Origin of the sequence: Pseudomonas fluorescens, assembly GCF_902497995.1 — a bacterium.
GTDB classification, from domain to species: domain Bacteria; phylum Pseudomonadota; class Gammaproteobacteria; order Pseudomonadales; family Pseudomonadaceae; genus Aquipseudomonas; species Aquipseudomonas fluorescens_BK.
Window position 1 is genome coordinate 1 of the sequence record NZ_CABVII010000081.1, and the last position, 506, is coordinate 506.

Here is a 506-nt window from a genome sequence, read left to right on the forward strand (position 1 = left end):
ATCAGTAATTGGTTGGCCTCGCCATACAACAAGTCTGCGTCACTGAGCACGTATTTCTCAAATAGCTTGAGCATGACCAGCTTGACGCGGATTTCCACCCCCAGGCTGCGCCCTGCTTGCAGGAAAAACTCGCACAACCGCGCCGGGCCCAATGGGTTTTCAGGATCGTCCAGGCGCCTGCCGAGCAATGCACTGACGCGCGCGTTCAACTGCCCCAGCGCCAAACCATCCCGGTGATGCACACGACCGAGCATCGCCTCCAGGGCCACGGCTTTTTCCACGTCATCGGCGCCGGTGCCGGGGACCTCCTCATAAGACACCACCGGCACCAGGTGTGCCCCGCTGCACCGGGCCTGGCCAAGGTTGGCGAACGCCACGAACAGCTGCTCCATGAACACGCGCTCGAAGTTCTTGCGCTTGAGGCGCAGGTCGCGCATGGCCTCGAAAAAAATATGATGGTCGACGGTGCTACGGGCCTTTTCGGCCATTTCGAACAGGGTGTCGTC

At 60.7% G+C, this 506-nt stretch carries 1 protein-coding gene; it reads right to left on the reverse strand.

Translation table 11 applies throughout. From position 1 onward, the window contains the following. The coding region (locus F8N80_RS31015) for a DUF1631 family protein (RefSeq protein ID WP_150785349.1) at positions 1 to 506 on the reverse strand (506 nt) is incomplete at both ends.